This window comes from Herbaspirillum sp. GW821-FHT09A12, assembly GCF_059418325.1.
In genome coordinates this window covers 303,932-327,617 of the sequence record NZ_JBWKPR010000002.1, presented here as the reverse complement: position 1 = coordinate 327,617, position 23,686 = coordinate 303,932, and the positions used below count along the sequence as shown (strand labels likewise).

At 65.0% G+C, this 23,686-nt stretch carries 22 protein-coding genes; 10 read left to right on the top strand and 12 right to left on the bottom strand.

Features of this window, described 5'->3' with window-relative positions:
- Positions 1 to 33: 33 nt before the first annotated feature.
- The 3 genes from AC07N6_RS06605 to AC07N6_RS06595 all read right to left on the bottom strand — a co-directional run bounded on the left by AC07N6_RS06605 (position 34) and on the right by AC07N6_RS06595 (position 2,418).
- Positions 34 to 912 carry a pirin family protein gene (locus AC07N6_RS06605; RefSeq protein ID WP_494779513.1) on the bottom strand — a complete coding sequence of 293 codons (879 nt, stop codon included), beginning with the start codon at positions 910 to 912 and terminating at the stop codon, positions 34 to 36.
- A 94-nt stretch (positions 913 to 1,006) separates the two neighbouring features.
- A complete protein-coding gene (locus tag AC07N6_RS06600) occupies positions 1,007 to 1,876 on the bottom strand; it encodes a pirin family protein (RefSeq protein ID WP_494779512.1) in 870 nt (289 codons plus the stop codon).
- Positions 1,877 to 2,022: 146 nt separating this feature from the next.
- Positions 2,023 to 2,418 carry a DoxX family protein gene (locus AC07N6_RS06595; protein ID WP_494779511.1) on the bottom strand — a complete coding sequence of 132 codons (396 nt, stop codon included), beginning with the start codon at positions 2,416 to 2,418 and terminating at the stop codon, positions 2,023 to 2,025.
- 188 nt (positions 2,419 to 2,606) lie between these two features.
- Between AC07N6_RS06595 and AC07N6_RS06590 the strand changes: the two genes are divergently transcribed.
- Positions 2,607 to 3,524, top strand: a complete 918-nt coding sequence (locus AC07N6_RS06590; RefSeq protein WP_494779510.1) for a LysR family transcriptional regulator — start codon at positions 2,607 to 2,609, stop codon at positions 3,522 to 3,524.
- Positions 3,525 to 3,539: 15 nt separating this feature from the next.
- Here AC07N6_RS06590 and AC07N6_RS06585 read toward each other — a convergent pair whose 3' ends face one another.
- On the bottom strand, positions 3,540 to 4,553 hold the full coding sequence (locus AC07N6_RS06585; protein ID WP_494779509.1) for a GlxA family transcriptional regulator: 1,014 nt from the start codon (positions 4,551 to 4,553) through the stop codon (positions 3,540 to 3,542).
- A 54-nt stretch (positions 4,554 to 4,607) separates the two neighbouring features.
- Positions 4,608 to 5,789, bottom strand: coding sequence for an MFS transporter (locus AC07N6_RS06580; protein WP_494779508.1), 1,182 nt, complete (start codon positions 5,787 to 5,789; stop codon positions 4,608 to 4,610).
- Between the two features lie 233 nt (positions 5,790 to 6,022).
- On the opposite strand from AC07N6_RS06580, the gene AC07N6_RS06575 reads away from it, so the two are divergent.
- From AC07N6_RS06575 to AC07N6_RS06555, 5 genes are all read left to right on the top strand, one after another.
- Positions 6,023 to 6,553, top strand: a complete 531-nt coding sequence (locus AC07N6_RS06575; RefSeq protein ID WP_494779507.1) for an isochorismatase family protein — start codon at positions 6,023 to 6,025, stop codon at positions 6,551 to 6,553.
- Between the two features lie 179 nt (positions 6,554 to 6,732).
- Positions 6,733 to 7,500: a fumarate/nitrate reduction transcriptional regulator Fnr gene (fnr, locus tag AC07N6_RS06570; RefSeq protein ID WP_494779506.1), complete on the top strand. Its 768-nt coding sequence runs from the start codon at positions 6,733 to 6,735 to the stop codon at positions 7,498 to 7,500.
- 129 nt (positions 7,501 to 7,629) lie between these two features.
- Positions 7,630 to 8,256, top strand: coding sequence for a phosphatase PAP2 family protein (locus AC07N6_RS06565; protein WP_494779505.1), 627 nt, complete (start codon positions 7,630 to 7,632; stop codon positions 8,254 to 8,256).
- 37 nt (positions 8,257 to 8,293) lie between these two features.
- Positions 8,294 to 9,340 carry a diacylglycerol/lipid kinase family protein gene (locus AC07N6_RS06560; protein WP_494779504.1) on the top strand — a complete coding sequence of 349 codons (1,047 nt, stop codon included), beginning with the start codon at positions 8,294 to 8,296 and terminating at the stop codon, positions 9,338 to 9,340.
- Entirely contained in the window at positions 9,340 to 10,224 is an 885-nt protein-coding gene (locus tag AC07N6_RS06555) for a metallophosphoesterase family protein (RefSeq protein ID WP_494779503.1), read from the top strand. The genes AC07N6_RS06560 and AC07N6_RS06555 overlap by 1 nt, the downstream gene beginning before the upstream one ends.
- On the opposite strand, the gene AC07N6_RS06550 is transcribed toward AC07N6_RS06555, so the two are convergent.
- Positions 10,154 to 11,569, bottom strand: coding sequence for a PepSY-associated TM helix domain-containing protein (locus tag AC07N6_RS06550; protein WP_494779502.1), 1,416 nt, complete (start codon positions 11,567 to 11,569; stop codon positions 10,154 to 10,156). The genes AC07N6_RS06555 and AC07N6_RS06550 overlap by 71 nt on opposite strands.
- A 219-nt stretch (positions 11,570 to 11,788) precedes the next feature.
- Positions 11,789 to 11,959 (bottom strand): hypothetical protein, encoded by a 171-nt coding sequence (locus AC07N6_RS06545; protein WP_402700799.1) that lies wholly within the window; start codon positions 11,957 to 11,959, stop codon positions 11,789 to 11,791.
- Positions 11,960 to 12,189: 230 nt separating this feature from the next.
- Here AC07N6_RS06545 and zigA point away from each other — a divergent pair, with 230 nt between their 5' ends.
- The 3 genes from zigA to AC07N6_RS06530 all read left to right on the top strand — a co-directional run bounded on the left by zigA (position 12,190) and on the right by AC07N6_RS06530 (position 15,372).
- Positions 12,190 to 13,404 (top strand): zinc metallochaperone GTPase ZigA, encoded by a 1,215-nt coding sequence (zigA, locus tag AC07N6_RS06540; RefSeq protein ID WP_494779501.1) that lies wholly within the window; start codon positions 12,190 to 12,192, stop codon positions 13,402 to 13,404.
- A 2-nt stretch (positions 13,405 to 13,406) separates the two neighbouring features.
- Positions 13,407 to 14,330, top strand: coding sequence for a GTP cyclohydrolase FolE2 (gene folE2, locus AC07N6_RS06535; protein WP_494779500.1), 924 nt, complete (start codon positions 13,407 to 13,409; stop codon positions 14,328 to 14,330).
- 76 nt (positions 14,331 to 14,406) lie between these two features.
- Positions 14,407 to 15,372: a M14 family metallopeptidase gene (locus AC07N6_RS06530; RefSeq protein ID WP_494780251.1), complete on the top strand. Its 966-nt coding sequence runs from the start codon at positions 14,407 to 14,409 to the stop codon at positions 15,370 to 15,372.
- Between the two features lie 22 nt (positions 15,373 to 15,394).
- On the opposite strand, the gene AC07N6_RS06525 is transcribed toward AC07N6_RS06530, so the two are convergent.
- From AC07N6_RS06525 to AC07N6_RS06505, 5 genes are all read right to left on the bottom strand, one after another.
- Entirely contained in the window at positions 15,395 to 15,880 is a 486-nt protein-coding gene (locus tag AC07N6_RS06525; protein WP_494780250.1) for a GNAT family N-acetyltransferase, read from the bottom strand.
- A 24-nt stretch (positions 15,881 to 15,904) separates the two neighbouring features.
- The gene (locus AC07N6_RS06520) at positions 15,905 to 16,318 is read right to left on the bottom strand and encodes a GNAT family N-acetyltransferase (RefSeq protein WP_494779499.1); all 414 of its coding nucleotides are present in this window, start codon (positions 16,316 to 16,318) and stop codon (positions 15,905 to 15,907) included.
- A 138-nt stretch (positions 16,319 to 16,456) separates the two neighbouring features.
- Complete coding sequence (locus tag AC07N6_RS06515; RefSeq protein WP_494779498.1) at positions 16,457 to 17,239, bottom strand: enoyl-CoA hydratase; 783 nt, start codon at positions 17,237 to 17,239, stop codon at positions 16,457 to 16,459.
- Positions 17,240 to 17,260: 21 nt separating this feature from the next.
- Complete coding sequence (locus tag AC07N6_RS06510; protein ID WP_494779497.1) at positions 17,261 to 18,421, bottom strand: acyl-CoA dehydrogenase family protein; 1,161 nt, start codon at positions 18,419 to 18,421, stop codon at positions 17,261 to 17,263.
- 201 nt (positions 18,422 to 18,622) lie between these two features.
- On the bottom strand, positions 18,623 to 22,324 hold the full coding sequence (locus tag AC07N6_RS06505) for an indolepyruvate ferredoxin oxidoreductase family protein (protein WP_494779496.1): 3,702 nt from the start codon (positions 22,322 to 22,324) through the stop codon (positions 18,623 to 18,625).
- Between the two features lie 423 nt (positions 22,325 to 22,747).
- Here AC07N6_RS06505 and AC07N6_RS06500 point away from each other — a divergent pair, with 423 nt between their 5' ends.
- Entirely contained in the window at positions 22,748 to 23,668 is a 921-nt protein-coding gene (locus tag AC07N6_RS06500) for a GGDEF domain-containing protein (protein WP_494780249.1), read from the top strand.
- The last annotated feature ends 18 nt before the right edge of the window (positions 23,669 to 23,686 follow it).

Sequence of the window (23,686 nt, the reverse complement as noted above, 5' to 3'; positions counted from 1 at the left end):
CAGGCGGTTTCCCTTTGTGCGCGACCAATCCGTTCAATGCGCCGGCAGCGGAATCCATTCGGTCTCGCCGGGGATGTCCGGGAACACGCTCTTGTCGCGCGCATTCCAGGCCGTTTTGGCGGCTTCGATCTTGTCTTTCGAGGTGGCGACGAAATTCCACCACACGAAACGCGGGCCATCCAGCGGCTCGCCGCCCAGCAACATGAAGACCGCACCGCTGCCGGCCTTGAGCGCGACCGCAGCGCCCGGCTCCAGGATGGCCAGGGTGCCGGCCTCCAGGGGCTCGCCATCCAGCGACACGTCGCCCTTGACTACGTAGACGGCGCGCTCGGCGACAGCAGCCGCAATCTCCAGCTCAGCGCCCTTCTCCACACTGGCGGCCACGTACAGCGTCGGGCTGGCGGTCGCCACCGGCGAAGTAACGCCGAAGGCCGAGCCGGCCAGCACATGCAGTTTGGCGCCGCCGACTTCGGCCACCGGCATATCTTCGGGAGCATAGTGGTGGAACAGCGGCGCGCTGTCTTCCTGATCGGCCGGCAGGGCCACCCACATCTGCAGGCCGTGCACCGGCACTTTCTGCTCGCGGATATCGTCGGGCACACGCTCGGAATGGACGATGCCGCACCCGGAAGCCATCCAGTTCACCGCCCCCGGCGTGATGCGCTGGACCACGCCCAGGCTGTCGCGGTGCATCATGGCGCCGGAGAACAGGTAGGTCACGGTGGCCAGGCCGATGTGCGGGTGCGGGCGGACATCGCCTTCGGTGGTGCCGGCATCGAATTCGACCGGCCCCATGTGATCGAAGAACACGAAGGGGCCGACGGTGCGGGCGGCGGCCGACGGCAGCAGGCGGCGTACGGGAAAGCCGATGTCGCGGGTCAGGCCGTGGATCTTGTGGCGGATGTTGCTCATGCTGTACTCCCTGATGGCAGATGACGGATGGCGGACGCCCGCTCGGGGCGCCCGCGGATGTTGTCGGAGGCGGAATAGCCGTTCGGCAATCCGCTTAAAAACGGCCGGCGCGGAAATCCTCGATGGCTTGCTCGACCTGCTCGCGGGTATTCATCACGAACGGCCCCCATTGCGCAATCGGCTCATTCAGGGGCTTGCCTGCAATCAGCAGGAAACGGCTGCCCTGCTCCGCCTGCACCGACACCCCGGCCGCGCCGGCGGCATTGCTGAGCACCGCCATGCGGCCGGCATCGGCCATCCGGCGCTCACCGCGTTCTCCGCCTTCCGCGCCGACGGCCAACTGGCCTTCATACACATACAGGAAGGCATTGTGCGTGGCCGGGATCGGCAGGTCGATGGCCACGCCCGCCTCCAGCGCGATGTCCAGGTACAGCGGCTCGGTGGTGTCGCGCTGGATCGCGCCGGCCGTGCCGAACGCGTCGCCCGCCAGCACGTGTACCTTCGCGCCGGGCTGCGGCGATACCTCGGGGATGCCGGCGGACGGGATGTCGCTGTAGCCGGGATCGGTCATCTTGTCGCGGCCGGCCAGGTTGACCCACAGCTGGAAACCGCTCATCAGGCCGTTTTCCTGCTCCGGCAACTCGGAGTGCACCAGGCCGCGACCGGCGGTCATCCACTGCATGCCGCCCGGTTCCAGCAAACCTTCATTGCCGGCGTTGTCGCGATGGCGCATGCGGCCGGCCAGCATGTAGGTCACGGTCTCGAAGCCGCGGTGCGGATGGTCGGGAAAACCGGCCTGGTAGTCGCCGGGCTCGTCCGAGTGGAAAGCGTCCAGCATCAGGAACGGATCCAGGCGGCGTTGCAGGTCATGGGTCAGCACGCGGGTGAGGCTGACGCCGGCGCCATCCTGGGTCGGGATGCCGTTGACGAGTCGTTCGATCTGGCGGGTATAGGGGGTGTTCATGGTGCTTTCTCCTTGGGGCGTCCGCTTGGTGGCGTCCACTTCATGCGCCCATGTCATGGACGCATGGACGGCTGCCTGGGTGATTCAATTTCATGCAATGCAGTTTCCTGCGCCCGGCCGGCGATGCGCCAGGCGCAGGTGACGGTTTAATGTGGTCGTTCAGGCTGGGCTTCCGGATCGATCGACGACACCAGCAGCAAGGCGCCGATCAGCGACAGGTTCTTCAGGAACTGGGTCAGTTGCGCCTGTGCGGCAGCGCCTTCCATGTTCCAGAAATGGTGGGCCGACACGGTCGCGCCGACCGTGAACAGCGCGATCACCAGCGACACCGGCTTGACGCCGCGGCCGAACATCAACAACAGGCCGCCGCCGACTTCGACCAGGATGGTCACAATTACCGCCAACGTGGGCACCGGCAGGCCCAGGCTGGTGAAGTAGCCGACCGTGCCGGAAAAACCGAGGATCTTGAAGATGCCGGAAATGACGAACAGCGATGCCAGCAGGATGCGGCCGATGCGATAGATGTTGATATTGGTGATCATGATGTTCCTCTCCGTATTGGATGTGGTTTGCAATGCTTAGGGGCGTTGCTCCGCCGGTTGTCGTTTTTCCCGGCGGCCTGTCTTGCTGCAACCGGTAGCGACAGAATAAGCAAAATCCCCGACAAACAAAACAGATTATCTTTATATAATCAATATCTAATTATTAGATATAGTTTGGAGCCGCTTGCATGAACATCGAACGCCTCTCCCTGGACCAGTTGCGGGTCTTCGCCCAGGTCGCCGACAGCGGCAGCTTCCTGGCGGCGGCCCGCAAGCTGGCGCGCGCGCAATCGGCGGTCAGCTATGCCATCGCCACGCTGGAAGAACAACTGGGCGTCGCCTTGTTCGACCGCAGCGGCTATCGGCCGCAACTGACCGCCCCCGGCATGGCGCTGCTGGCCGACTCGCGCCAGGTGCTGGACCATGTCGATTCGCTGCAAGTGCGCGCCAGCTCGTATGCCAAGGGACAAGAGCTGGAAGTGGCGCTGGCGGTCGACGTGTTCTTCCCCACCGCTTGCCTGGTGGATTTGCTGCGGCGTTTCCGCGATGCCTTTCCGGCGGTCACGGTGCGGCTGGATATCGAAGCCCTGGGCGCGGTGGCCGAACGCGTGCTGGACGGGCGCGCCATGCTGGGTATCCTCGGCACCTTGCCGACCACTCCGCCCAACCTGCTGCGCATCACCCTGCCCAGCGTGAAGCTGGTGGCGGTCGTGGCGCCGCACCACCCGCTGGCGCAGGTCAAGGGGCGGATATCCGAAAAGCTGCTGTTGCAGCAGACCCAACTGGTGCTGTCGGACCGCAGCGAGATGACCGCGCGCCAGGATTTCTCGGTGCATTCGCGGCTGACCTGGCGCATGAGCGACCTCGGCACCAAGCATGCGCTGCTGCGCGCCGGCATGGGCTGGGGCAACATGCCGCTGCATGTGGTGCAGGACGACATCGCTAGCGGCCGGCTGGTGAGCATCGCCACTATCCACCATCCGCCGCAGGGCTCCGAACTGCCGGTGCAATGCGTCTACAAGCCCGACTACCGCGCCGGGCCGGCGCTGTCGTGGTGGCTCGATTCATTGGCGGCGCTCAACACGCTGGAGCCGCTCAAGCCATGATCCGCTTGATCGCGCTCAATGCGCTGAAAACCGCTCGCGGTACTGCGCCGGGCTCACGCCCAGCTGGCGCTGGAACACGCGGCGCAGGTTCTGTTCTTCGCCATACCCGGCATCGGTGGCGATGCGCTTGAGCGGCAACGAGGTTTCCTCCAGCGCGCGCCGGGCGGCTTCCAGCCGCATCAGTTCCACCGTGCGCGCCGGCGTACGGCCAAGCTCGGCGACGTAGGCGCGGGCAAAGGTGCGCGGGCTCATGTTGACGTAGCCCGCCAGGTTTTCCACCCGCAGGTCATCGCCGAGATGCGCGGCAATCCAGGCATGCAGCTCGGCAAAGCGCCCCGCGCCCGCCGATTGCGAGGCCAGCGGCATGCTGAACTGGGATTGCCCGCCCGGGCGCTTGATGAACATCACCAGCTGGCGCGCCGTGGCGATGGCTTGCCGGTGCCCGCAATCCTGCTCCACCAGGGCCAGCGCCAGGTCGATACCGGCAGTCACGCCGGCCGAGGTCCAGATATGCCCTTGGCGGATGAAAATCGGTTCCGCATCCACTTCCAGGCGCGGATATTGCCGCTGCAATTGGGCCGCCCAATCCCAGTGCGTGGTCACGCGCAAGCCATCCAATATGCCCGCCTCGGCCAAATGGAAGACGCCGGTGCAGACCGAACACACCCGCTGCGCCTGCGATGCGCGGCGGCGTATCCATTGCACCAGCGCGGCGTCGGTGGCGAAGGTCTCGCCGGTGCTGCCGCCGGGAGAAATCAGCGTATGGATGCCGGGCCCGGAGTCCAGCTCGGCATCCAGCGCCGCCAGCGATTGCGTGGCCACCGGCAAGCCGGCGCCGGTGACAATGCTGCCGCCGCTGGCCGACACCACATGCAGACGGTACGGGCCGACCTCGCCGGCAAGCCGGTTGGTGGTGGCGAACACCTGCAGCGGACCGGACAGGTCGAGCAGGTTCATGCCTTCGTAGGCCAGCAGCACCACGCGCCTGGGCTGGACGGATGCGTTTTTCTTCGGTGCACTGGGGCTCACGGTCTGTCTCGCAAAAATCTGGTTGGTATCTGCCGATGTTATCCCATGCGCCACTCAAGCCGGACGCGCCTGGCCGACGCGCTGCGAAAGCATCCAGTATGCGGTCGCCAGCGCACTGAGCAGCAGGATCGGCAGGATCGCCGCGTTAAGCGTCTGCCAACCGAACCGCGCCAGCAAGGGGCCTGCGCCCAGCGTGGCCAGTGCCGTAGCGGCGTAGCGCAGCAGTTCGGAAAAGCCCTGGGTCTTGGCCTGTTCGGATGGCGCATAGGAACGCGCGAGCAAGGTGGTGCCGCCGACGAACATGAAATTCCAGCCGATCCCCAGAAACAGCAGCGCCGCGTAGAAAGCCGGCAGGCTGGTGGAAGCCATCGCGGTCACGGCGCAGGCCAGGTTCAGCGCCAGCCCGGCCATCAGCACCGCCCCCAGGCCGAAACGCTTGATCAGGCGGCCGGCGAAAAAGGATGGCGCATACATGCCCACCAGGTGCCACTGGATGATGGCCGCGCCGTCATCGATGCGATAGTGGCAAGCCACTGCCGCCAACGGGGCCGCGGTCATGATCAACATCATCACCATCGACCCCGCCACGTTGTTGGCCACCGATGCGATGAAGACCGGCGTGCGCGCTATCCGGCCCAGCGTGCGTGCCGGCGCCGGGGCCTGCGCTGCGGCATCGGCCGCTGCCGGCGAAGGCGCGGCATCGCGGTAAAACAGCAGCAGGACCAGCACCGACAGCGCCCCCATGACAGCCACCACCAGATAGGCCCCGGCGAACAGGGCCGACGGAAACAGGTCCTTGCTCCATGCCGCCAGCGCCGGCCCGGCGATGGCCGCGATCACGCCGCCGGCCAGCACCGTGGAGATGGCGCGGCTCTTGAATTCGTCGGAGACGGCATCGGCCGCGGCCAGCCGGTAATACTGGGCGAAGGCCTGGAATACGCCCACCAGCGCGGTGCCTGCGCAAAAGATCCAGAAGTCGCCATGCCATACCGACCATACCGACACCAGCCCGCCCACGCAGCAACTGGCGGCGCCCAATGCGAACGACAAGCGCCGCCCCAGGCGCTGGATCAGGAAGGCGGCGAACCAGGTCACGAGCGCGCCGGCAACGGTGATCAGGGCGAACGGCAAGGTCGCCAGCGCTTTGTCCGGCGCCAGTTGCCAGCCGGTCAGCGCGGTCAGCGTCAGGTCGATGGAAATGGCGCAGGTAAACAGGCCCTGGCATACCGCCAGCACCGCCGGGTTGTATCTTCCCGCGGCATCAGCAGGCGGTAAGGAAAGCGCCTTAACATGGGCGGATTGCTGCCCGGGATGGCCTGTCGGCGGTGTTGTCATGGTTTGTCGCTCTGGTATGTTGTCGGAGGAAAAATTGTCGATTTGGCCCGATATGGCGTCAATGACACAAACCATTCAATTCCTGCCAATCCACCCGGCCCCACCATTCCAGCCACCTGACAAGAACCCTGCCCATGCTGATCGATGCGAGCCAATCCGTACTGCTGGTGGTCGACCTGCAGCAAAAACTGCTGCCGGCGATCCATGACAACCAGGCCATCCTGACGCAGGCCGTGCGCATGGCCACCATTGCCGGCCTGCTCGGCGTGCCCGTGATCGGCACCGAACAGATCCCCGACAAGCTCGGCCCCAACCATCCCGATATCCGCCCCCTGTGCGGCCAGACACTGGCCAAGAGCCACTTCGACGCCTGCGCCGAAGGCCTGCTGCCAATCCTGCCGGCGTCCGCGCGCCAGATCGTCATCGCCGGTTGCGAGGCGCACATCTGCATGCTGCAGACAGCGCTCTCGCTGCTGGAACACGGTTATCAGGTGCTGCCGCTGCTGGACGCCTGCGGATCGCGCAAGCCCGGCGACCGCGAGGCCGCCTTCGCGCGGCTGCGGCATGCGGGCGCGGTGCCGGTGACGGTGGAAATGGTGGCGTATGAATGGCTGCGCGACGCCAGGCATGCGCTGTTTCGGGATGTGCTCAAACTCATCAAATAAGCCATCAGATAAGCAAACGCATCCGTGCGACATGCAACAGATGAAAATTTCCCGACGGCTTGCCCGGGCAACATCCCCGTCCTGGAACTGTGGTACAAGAACAGAGATCCCTCGCCGCCTGATTGCAAAACGACAATCCCGGCGGCGCCGCAAACATGAAGAAGATATCCGAAACACTTATGTCCAGCTTATCGCCCTCCGCCTTGCCCCGCCCTTCGTCCGGCGCTACCGTGCAGGCACTGCGCGCCAGTTGCTCGGCTTGCGGCATGCACCAGCTGTGCCTGCCGATGGGGCTGGACCAGAGCGACATGCAACGGCTGGAGCAAGTGATCAACCGCCGCCGCAGGCTCAGGCGCGACGAGACGCTGTACCGCGTCAACGACAAGTTCGACATGCTGTACGCGATCCGGCTGGGCCACTTCAAGACGTTCCAGCACAACCCCAATGGCGGCCAGCAGATCACCGGTTTCCAGATGGCCGGCGAATTGCTCGGCATGGATGCCATCGGCGCCGGCCACCACCTGTGCGAGGCGGTGGCGCTGGAAGACAGCGAGGTCTGCGAGATTCCCTTCGCCAGCCTGGAAGACCTGTTCCGCGACATGCCGGTCCTGCTGCGCCAGTTCCATCGCATGATGAGCCTGGAAATCTCGCGCGAGCAACGCGTGATGCTGACCCTGGGCAGCATGACCGCGCAGCAGAAGATGGCGGCCTTCCTGGTCAACCTGTCGTCGCGCTACGTGAGCCGCGGCTACTCCTCGACCCGCTTCCAGCTGCGCATGACGCGCGAGGAAATCGGCAACTATCTCGGGCTGGCGGTGGAAAGCGTGAGCCGCCTGCTGTCCGCGTTCAAGAAAACCGGCGTCATCGACGTCAATCACCGCGACGTGGCATTGCTTGACCTGCCATCGCTGCGCGCCATCGCGCTGGGCAGCGATCCCTGCGCCTGAGCTGACTGTTCACATGCGTCGCGCGTGCTTCGGCCGCGCTAGAATGTCCGGATGACATATCGGACACGCAACGCCTCTCCCTCCCATCGCGGATTCCTTCAGGCACGACTCGTCACCGCCGTACTGGCCGTGGCGACCACCCTCCTGCTGTTTGCCCTGGTCGCCTGTGAAGTCACTACCCATGGCGCCCTGGTGCGGCTCGACCAGCAACTGGCCGACTGGTTCAACCGCCACGCCTTCTCGCCCCTGACGGAGCTGCTGCTCGGCTATACCCACTTGCACGGCGCCATCGGCGTGCTGGCCATGGGTACGCTGCTGTTGTGGCACATGCTGCGCCAGCGGCAGTGGCATTGGGCGGCCGACCTGTTGCTGGTGCTGCCGGGCGGCATGCTGCTCAATGTCGGTTTGAAGCATGTCTTCATGCGGCTGCGCCCGCATTTCGACGATCCCATCCTGGTGCTGCACAGCTACAGCTTTCCCAGCGGCCACACAATCGGCGCCACCTTGCTGTATGCGATGCTGGCGGCTTACCTGCTCCGGCAGCCGGCGCTGGCCGGGCGCGGCACGCAGGCCGCCATCGTCTGCACAGCCTTGCTGCTGGTACTGCTGACCGCCTTCAGCCGGGTCTATCTCGGCGCCCATTTCCTCAGCGATGTGCTGGGCGCGATGCTGCTGGGCACGGCCTGGTTCGCCTTGTGCACCACGGCAATTTTCACGCTGCGCCGGCACTATCGGGCGCGGGCGCGCTCCAACTGATTGCCGGCGCATGGCCGGCCCTTTTGCGATGCCGCCTATGACGACACATCAGACCCCAGAAAAAACCAACCCTGCCGGATTTCCGGCAGGCAAGCAGCAACAGGATGCCAACCTGGGCCGCCCCGACGTGGTCGCCGCCATCAACGCCACGGCCGGCGGCGGCCATGCGCAGGAACTGGCCGAACACATCGCCGCCGAGTTCGCCAGGCATGGCTTGCGCGCCAGCGTGTGCCTTGCGGCCAGCGGCGACGACATGCTGGCCGTCGCGCGCCAGGCGGTGCGCGACAAGATCGGGATCGTCGCCGTGGGCGGCGGCGACGGCAGCGTCAACGCGGTGGCCTCGGTGCTGATGGCCGATACCGCTTGCAGCAGCGCCCTGGGCGTGCTGCCGCTGGGCACGCTCAATCATTTCGCCAAGGACCTCGACATCCCGCTGGCGCTGGACGAGGCCATCGCCGCGATCGCCAACGGCCGGCGCATCCGCGTCGACAGCGGCGAAGTCAACGGCATCCCCTTCATCAACAATTCCAGCCTCGGCCTGTACCCCGATATCGTGCGCGAACGCGAGAAACAGCAATCCCGCCTGGGGCGCGGAAAATGGCTGGCCTTCAGCTGGGCCGCCATGGGCGCGCTGCGGCGCTATCCCTTCCTGCGGGTGCGCCTGCATATCGGCGGCCGCGACCACTGGCGGCATACGCCCCTGGTCTTCATCGGCAACAACGAATACCTGATGCGCGGGCTGGATATCGGCAAGCGCTCCTCGCTGACCGGCGGCAAGCTCAGCCTCTACGTCTGCCACCGCACCGGCCGCCTCGGCCTCCTGCGCCTGGCCGTCAACGCCTTGTTCGGACGCCTGCGCGAGGCGCACGACTTCGATGCCCTCACGGCCAGCGAAATCCTGATCGAAACCCACAAGAAACGCATGCTGGTGGCCACCGACGGCGAAGTCACGATCATGCAGACGCCGCTGCAATACCGCATCCGCCCGGCCTCGCTGGAAGTGATCGTGCCGGATCGCGCAACCCGGCCCATCCCCGGGCCAGCCCCGGCGGCCATCGCGCCGACATGGAGAAAGGACGACTGATGCGCACCATCATCCACCTCTCGGACCTGCATTTCGGCCGCATCAACGCCGCCATCATCGCGCCGCTGATCGCGCAGGTACATGAACTCAAGCCCGACCTGGTGGTGGTGTCCGGCGACCTGACCCAGCGTGCGCGCAGCGCCCAGTTCAAGCAAGCGCGCCGCTTCCTCGATGCCCTGCCGCAGCCGCAACTGGTGGTGCCGGGCAACCACGATGTGCCGCTGTTCAACATCGCCGCGCGCCTGCTGCAGCCGTTGCGCAAATACCGCCGCTATATCGGCGCCGACTTGCACCCGGTCTTCATGGATGAGGAGATGGTGGTGGTCGGCATCAACACCGCGCGCTCGCTGACCATCAAGGATGGCCGCGTCAACGACCGCCAGATCGAAATCACGCGCCGCCAGTTGGCCGCCGTCGGCGACCACATGGTCAAGATCATCGTCACCCACCATCCCTTCGACCTGCCGCCCGGGCCGCAACACCACAGCCTGGTCGGCAAGGCGGCGCCCGCCATGCGCGCCTTCGCGCTCTGCGGCGCCGACCTGCTGCTGGCAGGCCATGCGCATACCAGCTCGGCCGTCAGCAGCGCCGGGCGCTACGACATCCCCGGCTATTCGGCGCTGGTGGTGCAGGCCGGCACGGCCACGTCCACCCGCGGGCGCGGCGAAGCCAATTCATTCAATGTATTGCGGATTGAGGCGCACCGGATCGCGGTGCACAGGCTGTGCTGGGAGCCCGGGGAGAACAGCTTCTCGCTGGCGGCGTCGCAGTCTTTCGTGCAACGCGGCAGCGAATGGTTCGAGACGGATGACCTCAGCGACGAGCCAAGCGACGGGATAAGCGCCAGCGCAGCACATCGGCCAGCAAGAACAGCAACAGGCTGAACCCCATCAGCGGCAGGCTCCACCCCAGGGCGATGGCCAGCGCGCCGACCGCCGTGCGCTGCGCCGGCGGCAGCCGCATGAAGGCCTCGGACAGCGGCGCCAGGGCGGATCCGGCAGCCGGGCGGCGGCGCCACCACATCACATAGCCAAGCACGATCATGGCCGTGAGCGCAATGCCGAAGGCGGCCATCAGGATCTGGTTCCACACGCCGAACAGGATGCCCATGTGCGCATCGACGCCCCAGCGGATCAGTTTGGCCACCAGCGGAAACGTCTCGAAATCGGCGCGGCTGGTAATGGCCATGCGCTCCGGATCGACTGCCACCGTATCGACCTGGGTCGGCCAGGAGCGGTCGACTTCGCGCACCATCCACGCCTGGTTCTGCGCACGCGGAGGACGGATCTCGATCTCGCCGGCATCGATGCCGCCCTGGCGCGCGATCGATTGCACCAGGTCGAACCGCGCCAGATCGCCCACCGCCGGCATCGGCATGGCCATGCCGCCCTGTCCGTGGTGCCCCATGTGCCCGGCATGCTCGCCCATGCCGGCATCGGCGCCAGCGCCAGTGCCGGAGTGCTGCAATTGCATCGAGGCCGAAGGCGTCACCCATCCCATGGAAGCGCGCAGCATGTTGACGTGCCCGCCGGCCCACTTCGACCAGGTCAGTCCGGTCGCCGAGAAAAACACCAGCCCGACCACGATCCACAGCCCCAGCAGCGCATGCAGGCGGCGCGCGTTGATCGGCCGGCGCGCGGCAGGACGCGCCTTGCGCCGCGTACTCCACCACAGCCAGAGGCCGCCCAGCGCGCCCAGCCACAGCCACGATGCCGCCAGCTCGCTATAGTTGCGGCCCAGGCTGCCCAGCATCAGGTTGCGGTGCAGGTAATCCAGCGCGGTGCGAAAAGGCAGCGTGCCGCTGGTGCCATAGACGATCAGGTCGCCCTTGACTTCCAGGCTCACGGGGTCGATGAAGATCGCGCGGCTTTCTGAGTCGCCCAGCCCTTCCTGGCTGAACATCACGCGCGTATTCCAGCCCGGCTCCTTGCCCGGCCGCACCGCAAACAGGCGCGGCCCTTCGCCGATATAACTTTGTGCCGCCGTCACCTGCGCCGCCAGCGGCTGCGCGGCACCTTGCGAGTGGTTCAACAACTGGTCGGCATACCAGCGCGCCTCGATCTGCGGCGTCACCACGAACAGCGTGCCGGTGACGGCGGCCACCAGGATGAACGGGCCGACGAACAGGCCGATGTAGAAATGCAGGCGCAGCAGCAAAGCCGCCAGCGCCGATGCGCTCTTGCGCTGGCCGGCCACGCTGGCGGCCGGCTGGTAGGTATTTGTGGTCATGGCAGGAAAGCGCTCGTCCCGGCGGGACGCATGGAGCGGCAGAATAAGTGGCAAGAACAAGCGGCCAATTGTAGGCCGCGCGCCAGGCGCTGCGAATGTGGCAATTTGTCGCACGGGCCGGGCGAAACCGGCCCAAAGGATGGGGGCGAAATGAAAAAGAGCCGCAATACGCGGCTCTTCCGTATGGCCCGTGCCTGGCGTGTTGCCGGCGACGTTGGCTTAGAGGGGGTTCTGGTCGATCCAGTCGCCCGAGAAATCCAGGATGTAGGCAACCGCCTCATCTTCGGAATCGAACTCATTGGTCGGCGACTTGCGTTGATAGCGCAACTTGCCGTTGCTGTCCTTGCCTTCGTGGATCACGAAGCAGGCCATGAATTTCCCATTGTCCATTTTTTGAACCTGTGGAATGACGGAATTTCCCTTGTAAGGAAAGAGATTGGACATCAAAAAGCCTCCTGATTGCGAGGCGCAATGCTAGCACGAAGCGGCTTTTTTCTCAGGGAGGCCCATCGCCTGGCATATTTGCAACTTAGTTGCATTTATGGGATATTACGCAACTCTGTTGCATTTAATTCAGGCAATTTCCATCACTCCCTTTTGACGCCCACACTCCTATTCCCATGCCAACCACTACCCTGCGACCTGCCGACGGCAGGCTTCCCGTGACCGTGCTCTCGGGCTTTCTCGGCGCCGGCAAAACCACCCTGCTCAACCACATCCTCAATAACCGCGAAGGCCGTCGCGTGGCCGTCATCGTCAACGACATGTCGGAAATCAATATCGATGCCGCCTTGGTCAGGAACGGCGGCGCCGAACTGTCGCGCACCGATGAAAAGCTGGTGGAAATGAGCAATGGCTGCATCTGCTGCACGCTGCGCGAGGATTTGCTGCTGGAAGTGCGCAAGCTGGCGCGCGAACGACGCTTCGACCAACTGGTGATCGAATCCACCGGCATTTCCGAACCGCTGCCGGTGGCCGAGACGTTCACCTTCACCGGCGAAGACGGCGCCAGCCTGTCCGATGTGGCACGGCTGGACACCATGGTCACCGTCGTCGATGCCTACAATTTCCTCAAGGACTACAGCTCGCAAGACAGCCTGGAAGAACGCGGCCAATCGCTGGGAGAGGAAGACACCCGCACCGTGGTCGACCTGCTCATCGAACAGATCGAGTTTTGCGACGTGCTGGTGCTCAACAAGCTGGACCTGGTGTCGCCGCAGGAGCTGGAACGGCTGACCGCCATCCTGCGCAGCCTCAATCCGCGCGCCCGTATCGAGACCGCGACCTTCGGCAGCGTGGCGCTGGACAAGGTCTTGCATACCGGCCTGTTCGACTTCGAACAGGCACAGCAGGCGCCGGGCTGGTTGCAGGAGCTGCGCGGCGAACATGTTCCCGAATCCGAACAGTACGGCATCTCCAGCTTCGCCTACCGCGCGCGCCGCCCCTTCCACCCGCAGCGATTCTTCGACCTGATCAATACCGAATGGCCGGGCGTGGTGCGCTCCAAGGGTTTCTTCTGGCTGGCCAGCCGGCCGGCGCAGGCCGGTTCCTGGTCGCAGGCGGGCGGCGTATGCCGCCACGGGCTGGCGGGCAAATGGTGGGCCGCCGTGGCGCGCGAGCAATGGCCGCAAGACCAGGAATCGGTCGATTTCATCATGGCGCAATGGGATGAAAACGTCGGCGATGCGCGCCAGGAGCTGGTGCTCATCGGCATGGAGCTGGATCAGGCCATGCTGCGCGCCAGACTGGATGCCTGCCTGCTGGACGCTGCCGAGATGGCGCAAGGCCCGCTGGGCTGGGCGCGCATGGCCGATCCGTTTCCGCTATGGGGCTGAGCGTGGCATCCGCGCTGCCCGATGTGGCCCGCCACGAAAGCTCGGCCATTCCCCTGGCGCTGGATTGGGTCGGCATGCGCGGCATCGCCATCCCGCTGTCGCCGGGCGGCCGGGAAAGCGGAGCAGGCGCACCGCTGGCGGCCACGGCCGAGCTTGCCGTGGACTTGCCCGATCCGCACGCCAAAGGCATCCACATGTCGCGCCTGTACCGTTTATTGGGCGAGTTCGCCCGGCATGGGGAATGGTCGCCGCGCGCGCTGCAACAGCTGCTGCGCGACATGATCGCAAGCCACGCCGACTGCGGGTCACGCGCGGCGCGCATCGGGCTGGCGTTCGGCTTGCTGCAACAACGGCCGGCGCTGCGCACGCCCGACCTGGCAGGCTGGAAGAGTTATCCGGCCAGCGTGCAGGCCGTGCAGCGCGGCCACGCCACGCAGGTGGAACTTGCGGTGCGCATCCAGTATTCCTCCACCTGCCCCTGTTCGGCCGCCCTGTCGCGCCAGGCGGTGCGCGATGCCTTTGCGGCAGACTTCAGCGATACCGCACTCGTCGCGCGCGGCGACGCGCTCGACTGGATTTCCGACAGGGCCAGCCTGGCCACGCCGCACAGCCAGCGCAGCGAAGCCGAGGTGCGCATCAGGCTTTCCCCCGCTGCCGATGCGTTGCCGATCTCGGCACTGATCGACTGCGCCGAAACCGCCTTGGCCACGCCGGTGCAGACCGCCGTCAAGCGCGCCGACGAACAGGCGTTCGCTCTGCTCAACGGCGCCAACCTGATGTACGTGGAAGATGCCGCGCGTCGCCTGCGGCAGGCATTGGAACAGCATTTCGGCGCCTGCTCGGTCACCGTCAGCCACCATGAAAGCCTGCATCCGCATGATGCGGTCGCCTCTTGTGCGACGCCCGGCTGGGAGCGCATCGATTAAAGAAGAGCGAAGGATGCGCGCCGGCGCGAACCGGAGTATCTTTCACCCTATTGCCAGAACGACAGATCCCCTCATGATTTCCAGCCGCACCCCCAGCACCTTGCAACGCCACCAATTCGCCGCGCTTGAACCCGGCCCGCGCCTGCTGGTGCTGGGCGCGGTACACGGCAATGAAACTTGCGGCACGCGCGCCATCGAACGACTGCTGCGCGAACTGGACAACGGCGACCTCGCCATCGCGCGCGGCCTGCTGACCTTGGTGCCGGTCACCAATCCCCTCGCCTACCGCAAGCAACAGCGCCAGGGCGAACGCAACCTTAACCGCAACATGCGGATCAATGCCGCTCCCGCCAATTTCGAAGACCGGATATCCAACCTGCTGTGCCCGTGGATCGCCGAACACGATGTGCTGCTCGACCTGCACTCCTTCCATACCGCCGGCGTGCCTTTCGCCATGCTGGGGCCGGAAGACAACCATGGCGACATCGAACCCTTCGCCCATGCCCAGGCGGAACAGCGCATGGCCGCCCACCTGGGGACGACCCGCATCGTGGAAGGATGGATGGCTACCTATGCGCGCGGCGTGGAACGCCGCCGCCAGGAAGGCAAAGTCAGCGCGCCCGACCTGCTGGACCGCAACTATGGCGTAGGCACCACCGAATTCGCCCGCACCCAGGGCGTCTATGGCATCACGCTGGAATGCGGGCAGCATGACGACCCGCGCGCACCGGAAGTGGCCTACCAGGCGATCCGGCAAACACTGGCGCTGTTGGATATGATCGATGTGCCGCTGGAGCCGCCTCGGGAAAACATCGAGATCATCCGCCTGGTCGACGTGATCGACATGGAGCATCCGGCCGATGCCTTCACCCGCGAATGGGCCAGCTTCGACCGCGTGACCAAGGGCCAAACCATCGGCCATCGCCACGGCGGCGCGGCAGTGACGGCGCCGGATGACGGCTACATCGTCTTCCCCAATCCCAAGGCGCTGGCCGGCAATGAATGGTTCTACTTCGGCGTGAAAAGCGGGCGCAAGCTGTAAGCCTATCGGTCAGCCGCAACGATCAGCCGCAATCCAGCACATAGAAGCGCGTGTCCACCACCATCACCGGAAACGCAGGCGGCAGCGCGGTTTTCTCGACCAGCGCGAAACCGTTCTTCTCATAGAAGCGGTGCGCCGCCAGGAACTTGGCGGTGGTGCCCAGATAGATCTGCCTCACCCCCTTCTCCTTGGCCCAGCCGATCGCGCCGTCCAACAAGCGCTTGGCGGCGCCATGCTCCTTGCCGCGATGGCTGGCGGCGACGAACATCTTGCGCAGCGCTACCTGGCCGTTGCCGATATCCAGCAGCGAGACGGTGCCGACGACTTTTGCGCCATCCAGCGCCACCCAGAAATTGCCGTTGCCCTTCTGGTAGAAACCAGGGATGTCGTTCAGGTCGGGCTGGCCTTCCAGCGTGATGGGAATGCCGAATTCCTGTTGCTGGATCGGCAGGATGACGTCGACGACGCCGGCGGAATGTTCGGAAGAAAACGGCTGGATTTCAATCATGGTCTTGTCGATGTCCAAAAAATTTCACTTGAGTTCATTGCCCGGCATCAGCTCCCAGCAGCGCGGGCTGTGGGCGAAGCCGATATGCCCGTAGTAATCCGCCGCCTCGGGCGCGGCCAGCAAGCGCAGGCGGCAGCGCGGGCCGAGCCGGCTGCGGGCATGGCGGATCAGTTCCTTGCCGATGCCGCGGCGCTGGTAATGTTCATCGACCGCCAGATCAGACATGAAGCAGGCATAGGTGAAATCGGTCACGCAGCGCGCCACGCCGACCAGCAGTTCGCCGTCCCAGGCGGTGGCGAGCAGGTTGGCGTTCTCGACCATGCCCTGCATGCATGCCAGGTCGTCCAGCGGACGGCGCGGCCCCAGCGAGGTGCGCGAAAGGATATCGATGAACTGCTCGACGCTGAGGACGGCGTCGGTCTTGTATGTGATGGTCATGGCGGCAGGCGGGCTAAAGCTAAAGCCAGCATGATACCGAAACAGAGAGCGACTGTTCGGACGCGGCCGCCGCAAACAAAATCGCCGGCGCAAGGCCGGCGATGGATGACTCGCGACATCGGAATCAAATCGGCATCTTCAGCCGTTCTTCCACAGCGGGCTGCGTTTTTCCAGGAAGGCATTGACGCCCTCCTTCTGGTCCTGCGTATCGAACAGGTCGATGAACAGTTCGCGCTCGGTCTGCAGGATGGTGCCCAGCGGATTGTGGCGCGCGCCCTGGATCAGCTTCTTGCTGGCCGCCACCGATGACGGGCTTTGCTTCTCGGCTTGCAGCGCCAGTTCCAGCGCCCGCGCACGGGCCTGGCCCCTGGCCACCACCTCTTCCACCAGGCCGATGCGCAATGCGGTCTCGGCATTGACGCGTTCGCCGCACAGGATCATGCGCTTGGCCCAGCCCTCGCCCACCAGCCACGGCAAATTCTGCGTGCCGCCGGCGCAGGGCAGCAGGCCCACGGCCGCCTCCGGCAAGGCCATCTGCGCCTGCTCCTCGGCGATGCGGATGTCGCAGGCCAGCGCGCATTCCAGCCCGCCGCCCATGGCATAGCCATTGATGGCGGCGATCGAGACGCCGCGGAAATTGGACAGCGTCTCAAACGCCTCGCCGAAACGGCGCGCCATCTCGCGCGCCATGGCGCGGTCGCCGTCGGCGAACAGCTTCAGGTCGGCGCCGGCGGAAAAGAACTTCTCGCCCTCGCCGGTCACCACCAGCGTGTAGATGTCGCGGTCGGCGTTGAGGTCGCCGACCAGTTGCGTCAGGCTGGCCAGCGCATCGCGCGTCCAGGTATTGGCCGGCGGGTTGGACAATGTCAGGACCGCCGTGTGGCCGATCTTTTCCAGCTTGAGATTGGTATAGGTATGCATGAATGCCTTTCGGGGAATCGCTTATCGGATGTCGTCCAGGTTGTCGCTGTTCAGCAAATGGCGCGAGACGATCACGCGCATGATCTCGTTGGTGCCTTCCAGGATCTGGTGCACGCGCACGTCGCGGAAATAGCGTTCCAACGGGTATTCGCGGATGTAGCCGTAGCCGCCGTGGATCTGCAGCGCCTCGTTGCAGATGCGAAAACCCAGGTCGGTCGCCAGGCGCTTGGCCATCGCGCAATAGGTGGTGGCGCCGGGCGCCTGGTTGTCCAGCTTGACCGCCGCCAGCCGCACCATCTGGCGCGCCGCGACCAGCTCGGTCTGCATGTCGGCCAGCTTGAACTGCAGCGCCTGGAAGTCGGCGATCGGGCGGCCGAACTGCTTGCGCTCCTTCATGTAGGCGTGCGCCGCGTCCAGCGCCGCCTGCGCCGCGCCGACCGAACAGGTGGCGATGTTGATGCGCCCGCCGTCCAGGCCCTTCATGGCGAACACGAAACCCTCGCCCTCGTTGCCCAGCAGATGGTTGGCCGGCACCTTGACGTTGTCGAAGCTGATGGTGCGCGTAGGCTGGCTGTTCCAGCCCATCTTGCTTTCCTTCTTGCCGTAGCCGATGCCGGGGGCATTGCCCGGCACCACGATGGCGGAAACGCCGCGGGCGCCCTCGCCTCCGGTGCGCGCCATCACTACCAGCACATCGGTCGAACCGGCGCCGGAGATGAAGGCCTTGGAACCGTTGAGCACATAGTGGCCGTCCACCAGCCTGGCGGTGGTCTTGAGCGAAGCCGCATCCGAACCGGAACCCGGTTCGGTCAGGCAGTAGGAGCCGATCTTGCGGCCGGCCGCCAGCTTTTCGCACCATTCAGCCTTGATGGCGGCAGTGCCCCAGGAAGCGATCATCCAGCTCACCATGTTGTGGATGGTCAGATAGGCGGCGGTGGAAGGACAGGCGCGCGCCAGTTCCTCGAACACCACGGTAGCGTCCAGCCGCGTCAGGCCCAGGCCGCCCACCTCTTCCGGCGTATACAGGCCGCAAAAGCCCAGCTCGCCGGCCTTGGCGATCACGTCCAGCGGGAAATGCGCTTCCTCGTCCCACTTGGCGGCGAACGGCGCCATCTCGCCGGCGGCGAAGTCGCGCGCGCTTTGCTGGAAGGCCTGTTGATCTTCATTGAGTTCAAAGTCCATGCTTATCTCCTGTTTTGGTCTTGATATGGGTCTAGATTAATGGAATTTGGGAAATGGGGTTGTCGCTGGCGCGACATTGAGGGCATTGTCTTACCGAAAACGGCAACGCCACCGGATCCCGGCCTGTGCCGGGATGACGGCGTACAAACTACGCTCCGTCATCCTGACGAATGTCAGGATCCAGTGGCTTATCCAGCCGCTTCAAGCGGCCGCATCCAATGCAGGACTGCCGGTGCCAACCTTGCCGAACGCAGCAAGCAAACTCGCCTGACGCTCCCGCATCGCCGCTACCGCCTTGTCCTTGACATGGCCGTAACCCCGCACCTGATCCGGCAACTGCGCCAGTTCAATGGCGAGCGCATGGTTGGAGGCGTCCAGCTTGCGCAGCAGGCCCAGCACCATCTCGCGGTAATCGACGATCAGTTGCCGCTCCATGCGCCGTTCTTCGGTGCAGCCGAACACATCCAGCGCCGTGCCGCGCAGCCCCTTCATCCTGGCCAGCAGCTTGAAGGCCTTGAACATCCAACTGCCGTAGCGGGCCTTGAGCAGACGGCCCTGCGCATCCTTCTTCGCGAAGATCGGCGGCGCCAGATTGAAGCTCAAGGCAAAGTCGCCCTCGAATTGCTGCTCCAGTTGCTGCATGAACTTGCCGTCGGTGTACAGGCGCGCCACTTCGTACTCGTCCTTGTAGGCCATCAGCCTGGACAGGTTGCGCGCCACCGCCAGCGCCAGCTTGTCGCCGCCCAGCGGCGCTTCGGCGGCGCGCACCGCTTCCACCACTTCGGCGAACTGCGCGGCGTAGGCGGCGTTCTGGTAATCGGTCAGGAAAGCGATGCGGCGCTTAAGCAGCTTGTCCAGCGTCTCGGGCATGCGCAGCAGCACCGGCTGGGCCGGCATGGCGATCTTTTCCACCTTGGCCAGGTCCACCGCGGCGCGGCGGCCCCACAGGAAGGCGGTCTTGTTGGCCTCCACCGCCACGCCGTTCATCTCGATGGCGCGCAGCAGCGCTGCCTCGGTCAGCGGCAATTCGCCGCGTTGCCAGGCATAGCCCAGCATGAACAGGTTGGTGGCGATCGAGTCGCCCATCAGCGCGGTGGCCAGGCGGGTGGCGTCGATGAAATCGGCCTGGCCGTCCACCGATTCGACGATCAGCGCCTTGACTTCCTCGAACGGGAATTGCCAGTCCGGATTCCTGGCGAACTGCCCCGGCGGCTGCTGGTGCACGTTGACCACGGCGCGCGTGCGGCCCGGGCGCATCTTGGAGATGGCGTCGAAGGAGCCGGCGGTCAGCATGTCGCAACCCAGGATCAGGTCGGCCTCGCCGGTGGCGATGCGCTGGGCACGGATGCCGTCGCGCGTGGCGGCGATGCGCACATGCGACGTCACCGAACCGTTCTTTTGCGACATGCCGGTCATGTCCAGCACCGAGGCGCCACGGCCTTCCAGGTGCGCGGCCATGCCCATCAAGGCGCCGATGGTGATCACGCCGGTGCCGCCAATACCGTTGATCAGGATGTTGAACGGCGTGTCGCAGGACGGCAGCACCGGCTGCGGCAACGCGCCGAAATCGTCGGTCTGGCCCTTCTTGATGATGCCCGCCTTCGACTTCTTCAGCTTGCCGCCGGTGACGGTGACGAAGCTGGGGCAGAAGCCCTTGACGCAGGAGTAATCCTTGTTGCAGGACGACTGGTCGATGGCACGCTTGCGGCCGAATTCGGTTTCCAGCGGCAGGATCGAGGTGCAGTTGGACTGCACGCCGCAGTCGCCGCAGCCTTCGCACACCGCTTCGTTGATGAACAGGCGCTGGTTGGGGTCGGGGAATTCGCCCTTCTTGCGGCGGCGGCGCTTCTCGGCGGCGCAGGTCTGGTCGTAGATGATTACGGTGACGCCCGGCAGCTCGCGCAGTTCGCGCTGCACGGCGTCCATGTCCTTGCGGTCGTGCACGGTGACCGCCGGCGGCAGGTTCGAGCGGTCGGTGTAGCGCGCGATGTCTTCGGATACCAGCGCGATGCGCTGCACGCCCTCGGCCGCCATCTGCTGCGCGATCATCGGCACCGATACCGTGCCGTCCACCGGCTGGCCGCCGGTCATCGCCACCGCGTCGTTGTAGAGGATCTTGTAGGTCATGTTGACCTTGGCCGCCAGCGCCGCGCGAATGGCCAGATAGCCGGAGTGGAAATAGGTGCCGTCGCCCAGGTTGGCAAACACGTGCGGCACCTGCGAGAACGGCGCCTGGCCGATCCAGGGCGCGCCCTCGCCGCCCATGTGGGTGGTCAGCTTGTTGAATTCGGGATAGATCGCGGTGGCCATCACGTGGCAGCCGATGCCGGCCAGCGCGAAGCTGCCTTCCGGCACCTTGGTCGAGGTATTGTGCGGACAACCCGAGCAGTAATAAGCCGGGCGCGGCGGCGTGTTGACGGCCTTGGACAGCACCGCGTCCTTGGCGTCGAGGAAGGCCAGGCGCGCCTTGATGAGGTCACTGGTGTGGAAACGCGCGATACGTGCGGCGATCACGCGGGCGATCTGCGCCACCGAGAAATCGGCCTTGGAAGTCAGCAGCCACTCGCCGCGCGGCGCCACCCATTCGCCCTTCTCGTCGAACTTGCCGATCACGCGCGGGCGCACGTCGTCGCGCCAGTTGTAGAGCTGCTCCTTCAACTGGTATTCGACCATCTGGCGCTTTTCTTCCACCACCAGGATCTCGTCCAGGCCCTGCGCGAATTCGCGCACGCCCTCCGGCTCCAGCGGCCAGGGCATGGAGACCTTGAACAGGCGCAGGCCGATCTCGGCCGCGAAGGCTTCGTCGATACCCAGTTCGGATAGCGCCTCCAGCACGTCGAGGTAGGACTTGCCGGAGGCGATGATGCCCAGCCGTGCCCTGGGGCTGTCGATCATCACCCGGTTGAGCTTGTTGGCGCGGGCGTAGGCCAGGGCCGCGTAGATCTTGTAATCCTGCATCAGCGCTTCCTGCTTGCGCGCCTGCACGCCCAGCGTGTCGGTCGACAGGCGGGCGTTGAGGCCGCCTTCGGGCATGACGAAGTCGGCAGGATATTGGATGTCGATGCGGAACGGATTGGCGTCCACCGAGGCGCTCGACTCGACCGTGTCGGCCAGCGCCTTGAAGCCCACTACGCAGCCGGAATAACGCGACATGGCCCAGCCGTGCAGGCCGAGGTCGAGGTATTCCTGCACGTTGCAGGGATAGAGCATCGGGATCATCGATGCCGAAAAGATGTGGTCGGACTGGTGCGGCAGCGTCGAGGAATAGGCGCCGTGGTCGTCGCCGGCCACCAGCAGCACGCCGCCGTGGGCGGAGGTGCCGGCATGGTTCATGTGCTTGAGCACGTCGCCGCAGCGGTCCACGCCCGGCCCCTTGCCGTACCACATGGCGAATACGCCGTCATACTCGGACGGGCCGATCAGCTTGACCTGCTGGGTGCCCCAGACGGCGGTGGCGGCCATGTCTTCGTTGACGCCGGGCTGGAACTTGACGCGATGCGCCTCCAGATGGGGCTGCGCCTTCCACAACGCCTCGTCCAGCCCGCCCAGCGGCGAGCCGCGATAGCCCGAGATGAAACCCGCCGTATGCAGGCCGAGCTGTTGGTCGCGCAATTGCTGCAGCATCGGCAGGCGCACCAGGGCCTGGATGCCGGAGAGGTAAATCGAGCCTGCGGTGGCGGTGTATTTGTCGTCCAGGCTGACGGGCGCCAGCGGGATCGATTCCGAAGTATTTGCAACGGCGGTATGCAAGCCGCCTGTTGCCGGGTTGCCGGCGGTTCCCTCGATGTTGCCGGGGACCGGCGAGTGAGCGCTCACTTGGGTCGCAGCCAGATCGGAATCGCGAACGCCTTCTACGGTTGGCGCCGTCGTTCCGACAGGCTCAGCTGCCGAACGGATTTGCATTGCTTGTCTCCAAAATTTTGATTCAGATAGCGCCTGTCATTACCGCGCCGGGTACGGCGCATCACTGCCAGACACTTCGACCGTGGTAGCGGTCATCACAACAATTTCCGTCCCGAAAACTGCTGTGACTGAAGTCTATCCCCGTGTTGCCAGGACATGGAAATACCGATTGGGGATAGGGCCATAAGAAAAAACGATACCCCTTCATTGCCGTCGGCTGATTCCGCACGGCGGCTCCTCGCCCTGGATTTCATGCCATGGTCATCCATCCGCAGTATGCTTGCCCGCAGCCAATGCTCGCATGCGGCTCCACATGGAATGCTTCATGCTTGTCCCTGTACATCAGGCAATCCATGCATTTCCATACACCAACAACGCTTGATTCACTCACATAACAACATGGGCGAACAGACCGAAGACCAGATGGAACCCGACAGCGCCGTCTACAAGACGCTGCTCGAATCGACCAAGGCGATCCCGTGGAAAATCGACTGGAGCACGATGAAGTTCGCCTACATCGGCCCGCAAATCGAGGAACTGCTGGGCTGGACGCCGGACAGCTGGGTCAGCGCCGAGGACTGGGCCATGCGCATCCATGCGGAAGACCGCGAAGCGGTGGTCAATTTCTGCATCTCGCAATCGAAGTCCGGCATCGACCACGAGGCCGACTACCGCGCCCTCACGCGCGACGGCGAGCACATCTGGATCCGCGACGTGGTGCATGTGGTGCGCAATGCCGACGGCAGCCCGAACGCCCTGATCGGCTTCATGTTCGACATCACCGAACGCAAGAAGACCGAGGCGCGCCTGGTCGAGCTGCAAAAAGAACTGGAAGCGCTGTCCTACCGCGACGGCCTGACCAACGTGGCCAACCGCCGCATGTTCGATTCCGCGCTGGAAGTGGAATGGGCCAATGCGCTCAACAACCGCATGCCGCTGTCCCTGGTCATGCTCGACATCGATTACTTCAAGCAGTACAACGACCACTACGGCCACATCCGCGGCGACGAATGCCTCAAGCAGGTGGCCGGGATGCTGGACAAGGCGGCCACGCGCACGCGCGATTTCTTCGCCCGCTACGGCGGCGAAGAGTTCGTGCTGATCCTGCCCGAGGCAGACGCCAAGGCCGCCCTGCAGATCGCCCAGCGCTGCCGCAAGCTGGTGCTCGATGCGGCCATCCCGCACGAGAGGTCGCAGGTGGCCGAAATCGTCACCATCAGCCTGGGCGTCTCGACCATCGTGCCATCGGCGCAGGACCACCGCATCGCATTCCTGGAGCGCGTGGACCAGCATCTGTACAAAGCCAAGCAGCTCGGCCGCAACTGTATCGCCGTGGATGATTGAACTGTATCTGTCGCGCGG

Excerpts from the sequence above, each read along its gene's own strand:
- AC07N6_RS06500 (WP_494780249.1), top strand. The coding sequence starts at position 22,748 with ATGGAACCCGACAGCGCCGTCTACAAGACGCTGCTCGAATCGACCAAG.
- AC07N6_RS06590 (WP_494779510.1), top strand. The coding sequence starts at position 2,607 with ATGAACATCGAACGCCTCTCCCTGGACCAGTTGCGGGTCTTCGCCCAG.
- AC07N6_RS06600 (WP_494779512.1), bottom strand. The coding sequence starts at position 1,876 with ATGAACACCCCCTATACCCGCCAGATCGAACGACTCGTCAACGGCATC.
- AC07N6_RS06595 (WP_494779511.1), bottom strand. The coding sequence starts at position 2,418 with ATGATCACCAATATCAACATCTATCGCATCGGCCGCATCCTGCTGGCA.
- AC07N6_RS06555 (WP_494779503.1), top strand. The coding sequence starts at position 9,340 with ATGCGCACCATCATCCACCTCTCGGACCTGCATTTCGGCCGCATCAAC.
- AC07N6_RS06525 (WP_494780250.1), bottom strand. The coding sequence starts at position 15,880 with ATGATTGAAATCCAGCCGTTTTCTTCCGAACATTCCGCCGGCGTCGTC.
- AC07N6_RS06505 (WP_494779496.1), bottom strand. The coding sequence starts at position 22,324 with ATGCAAATCCGTTCGGCAGCTGAGCCTGTCGGAACGACGGCGCCAACC.
- AC07N6_RS06560 (WP_494779504.1), top strand. The coding sequence starts at position 8,294 with ATGACGACACATCAGACCCCAGAAAAAACCAACCCTGCCGGATTTCCG.
- AC07N6_RS06550 (WP_494779502.1), bottom strand. The coding sequence starts at position 11,569 with ATGACCACAAATACCTACCAGCCGGCCGCCAGCGTGGCCGGCCAGCGC.
- zigA (WP_494779501.1), top strand. The coding sequence starts at position 12,190 with ATGCCAACCACTACCCTGCGACCTGCCGACGGCAGGCTTCCCGTGACC.
- AC07N6_RS06575 (WP_494779507.1), top strand. The coding sequence starts at position 6,023 with ATGCTGATCGATGCGAGCCAATCCGTACTGCTGGTGGTCGACCTGCAG.
- AC07N6_RS06545 (WP_402700799.1), bottom strand. The coding sequence starts at position 11,959 with ATGGACAATGGGAAATTCATGGCCTGCTTCGTGATCCACGAAGGCAAG.
- AC07N6_RS06515 (WP_494779498.1), bottom strand. The coding sequence starts at position 17,239 with ATGCATACCTATACCAATCTCAAGCTGGAAAAGATCGGCCACACGGCG.
- fnr (WP_494779506.1), top strand. The coding sequence starts at position 6,733 with ATGTCCAGCTTATCGCCCTCCGCCTTGCCCCGCCCTTCGTCCGGCGCT.
- AC07N6_RS06605 (WP_494779513.1), bottom strand. The coding sequence starts at position 912 with ATGAGCAACATCCGCCACAAGATCCACGGCCTGACCCGCGACATCGGC.
- AC07N6_RS06520 (WP_494779499.1), bottom strand. The coding sequence starts at position 16,318 with ATGACCATCACATACAAGACCGACGCCGTCCTCAGCGTCGAGCAGTTC.
- AC07N6_RS06510 (WP_494779497.1), bottom strand. The coding sequence starts at position 18,421 with ATGGACTTTGAACTCAATGAAGATCAACAGGCCTTCCAGCAAAGCGCG.